4 protein-coding genes are annotated in these 2,829 nt (G+C 43.3%); 1 reads left to right on the forward strand and 3 read right to left on the reverse strand.

The genetic code is table 11. The features are described 5' to 3' along the window. The 3 genes from ACLOR3_RS01150 to ACLOR3_RS01160 form a co-directional block, all read right to left on the reverse strand. The coding region (locus tag ACLOR3_RS01150; RefSeq protein ID WP_412036986.1) for a thiamine pyrophosphate-binding protein at window positions 1-177 on the reverse strand (177 nt) is incomplete at its 3' end. A gap of 334 nt (window positions 178-511) precedes the next feature. Further along, a complete protein-coding gene (locus ACLOR3_RS01155; RefSeq protein ID WP_411400041.1) occupies window positions 512-1,144 on the reverse strand; it encodes an SGNH/GDSL hydrolase family protein in 633 nt (210 codons plus the stop codon). 50 nt (window positions 1,145-1,194) lie between these two features. Then, window positions 1,195-2,028 (reverse strand): Cof-type HAD-IIB family hydrolase, encoded by an 834-nt coding sequence (locus tag ACLOR3_RS01160; protein WP_411400042.1) that lies wholly within the window; start codon window positions 2,026-2,028, stop codon window positions 1,195-1,197. A 248-nt stretch (window positions 2,029-2,276) separates the two neighbouring features. On the opposite strand from ACLOR3_RS01160, the gene ACLOR3_RS01165 reads away from it, so the two are divergent. Continuing rightward, window positions 2,277-2,829, forward strand: a 553-nt coding sequence (locus ACLOR3_RS01165; RefSeq protein WP_412036913.1) for an AraC family ligand binding domain-containing protein, incomplete at its 3' end; no start/stop codon positions are given.

Here is a 2,829-nt window from a genome sequence, read left to right on the forward strand (position 1 = left end):
TGCAAGAGCACCTGTTTCTTCGTGGCGAACTTGCAAGAAACGGATATCTTTGTCTTCAGCCAAAGCGTCCATGAGTGAGCTAAGTGTTCCAGATGGGATACCGTAGATTGTGTCTACGCCCCATGTTTTCAATACGTTGAGCATTGCTGCAGATGCAGTAATTTTTCCTTGAGTCATAAATATAACTCTCCTTCAATAAAAATAATTGTCAGTCTTTGAACTGAATTCGACAAAGAGTGAAAACGTTTCAAATAACTTTACTATATCAATTTATCACGTTTTATTGTCCTTGTATAAGAATATGCTCACCGAACGCCTGGAACTATTACATAACACAAAGCAAAAATCTGTTCTGTTTCCGCAAACTATTTTATAACAGAAGTCATAAACCGCATAAGAGCAAGGTTTTTGCTTGTTGTAGAATTAGTACAAAATAGAGTGTTTTCCCAAACTGTTTTATAGAAAGCATAAAAAATCCTAGCTGGAAAATCATTTTCCTTGCTAGGATGGGTTAGATTTCGCTTTGAAGAGCCTTACTCAAGACCCTGTATCCTTCAATTGTTAAATGAAGACCATCTGTTGTATAAGCCGGTTTGAGCTGACCATCCTCTCCAAGCAAATGGTCAAAAACATTGATAAATTCAACATTTATCATCCCCTGAGCCAATTCGTGGTAGGCCTGGTTCAAGGTCTGAATCTTCTGATTGGTCCGGATATAAACTGTCCCCTTGTAGGGCTCTCCCTCATTCACAGGAAGAACCGAAACGAGTTTGATTTGCGCCAAGGGCAAGAGCCGCACCATCTCCTGCAGGATGATGCTCATGTTTTCAATGGTTTCCGACAGGGGCATTTCCTTACCAATGTCATTAGTTCCAATCAGCAAAAAGACCTTATCCACTGCTTGACCGAAAATATGGGCATCTAGATGCTCTCTTAAGAGGTCTGTCTTGTAGCCTCTAATCCCCCGGTTCACCATATACTGATCCGTCAACAGCAACTCTTGAAGGGGATAGTATTCGACGATAGAGTCTCCTATAAAAAGAATATCGGGTTCCCTCAAAGGATTCTGATTCAGTTCTCGGTAATTCTTCTGTATTTTTGCCTGTTCTTTCAACAGCCAGGTTTCTAATAATTGTACAGCCATAAAGGCTCCTTTCGATTCGTATAGTAGAAACTGTGCAAGGTAGGATAGGCCTAGTCGAAGCAGAGCCTTCCATCCAAGTAAGCTTCGATGACTTCGTAGACCCCATAATTCTGATGAGAAGGCGCCATATAGCGGGCTACTTGTCGCGCATGGGGATCCGCATTTTCCATTGCATAGGAATAGGTCGCTAACTCAAGCATCTCGACATCGTTTTGGCTATCGCCAAATGCCATCAGATGCCCACCATCCACGCCCCAGCGTTCTTCTAAGAATTGAATGGCTGTAGCTTTATTGACACCCGGTTGCAGAATATCAATAGCCCCATAGCCACTAGCTGCAGGAAGCAGGCGCTCTCCAAACTTTTCTCGTAACTCTTGCACAAAGGCTTCGACTTTTTCAGTCTCCGTGACGACACTTAGCTTCAAAACTAGCTCGCCATGTTCATGGGCCAAATCATCCACAAAGCGCATCCGTTTGTAAAAAGCAGCTGCTAACTCAGGCGTCATCAATTGCTCTAAAAGAGGAAACTCTGTTCCTTTCTTGGCATAGCCTCCCGATAAGCTACTAACGACCAGATGAAGTTCTTCCTCTCGGCCTTCTAGATAATGCAAGACCTCCTGCACCAGCTCTTCCGGCCAGCTGCACTCTCGGGTGAGCTTCCCCTTCTCTAATATCCGTGCCCCATTGGCCAGCACCAAGGTGACGCGATCTTTCAAGTCTCCCAATACATGAGCCATACGGCTATAGCCGTTCCCTGTCGCAATGACAAAGGGAATCCCTCTTTGGTCTAACTGATCCAAGATGCGGCTCAAGCGCTCATGGTCTACTTCTCCTTGCTCGTCCATCAGAGTGCCATCCATATCTGTCGCAATCATTTGTAGCATACTGCCACCTCTTTCCATCTTTCCCCTATTATACACCATTCCCTCATCATTTTGGAACCTTCTCTCCCTTAAATCCTCCCTCTCCTCCTTCCTTAAAATTTAAGAAATTCCATCGAATCCTCTTTAATTTTTGGTCCAATTTTATTATAATATAGATAGTAGATTTTCCCTGTATGAAGTAACTAGCAGACCCTTTCACACACATGGAAAAACGTCTGCTACTCCCGAAAAAGATCTAAGAGGTAGGCATGAACACAAAGACCTTATACCGCCAAACATCCTTTACCAATAGCGATTTCCCTTTTTCAATCAAGCAGATTAGCACCCAAAATGGCCAGCCAGATATCTTATTTCATTGGCACACCGATATTGAGATTATTTATGTCAATGAAGGGACTGCTCAGTTCCATATCGACTATGAATATTTTAATAGTCAGCCTGGTGATATTATTTTGATCCGCCCCAATGCCCTTCACTCCATCCACCCCATCCAGAGTTCTTCTCATACTATGGATGTCCTGCATTTTAATCTGGACCTGATTGGGATTACCCATAAAAATATCGCCACTCTAAAATATTTACAACCCCTCTACAATGGGGATTTTGAATTTGTCCGACGCATTCAAGCCCAATCACCTGGTTACGAAGAAATCAAACAGAGCCTCTTAACCTGTATGGCAAACGGAAGAGAGCAAGGCCCCTTCTATGAACTCCGACTTAAATCCCAGCTCAATGAACTCCTCTATCTCCTCTTCTCCCACAACTATATCGTCGAGAAGAAGTTCTCAACAGACGCATACC

This window comes from Streptococcus intestinihominis (genome assembly GCF_046824975.1).
Lineage (GTDB): Bacteria > Bacillota > Bacilli > Lactobacillales > Streptococcaceae > Streptococcus.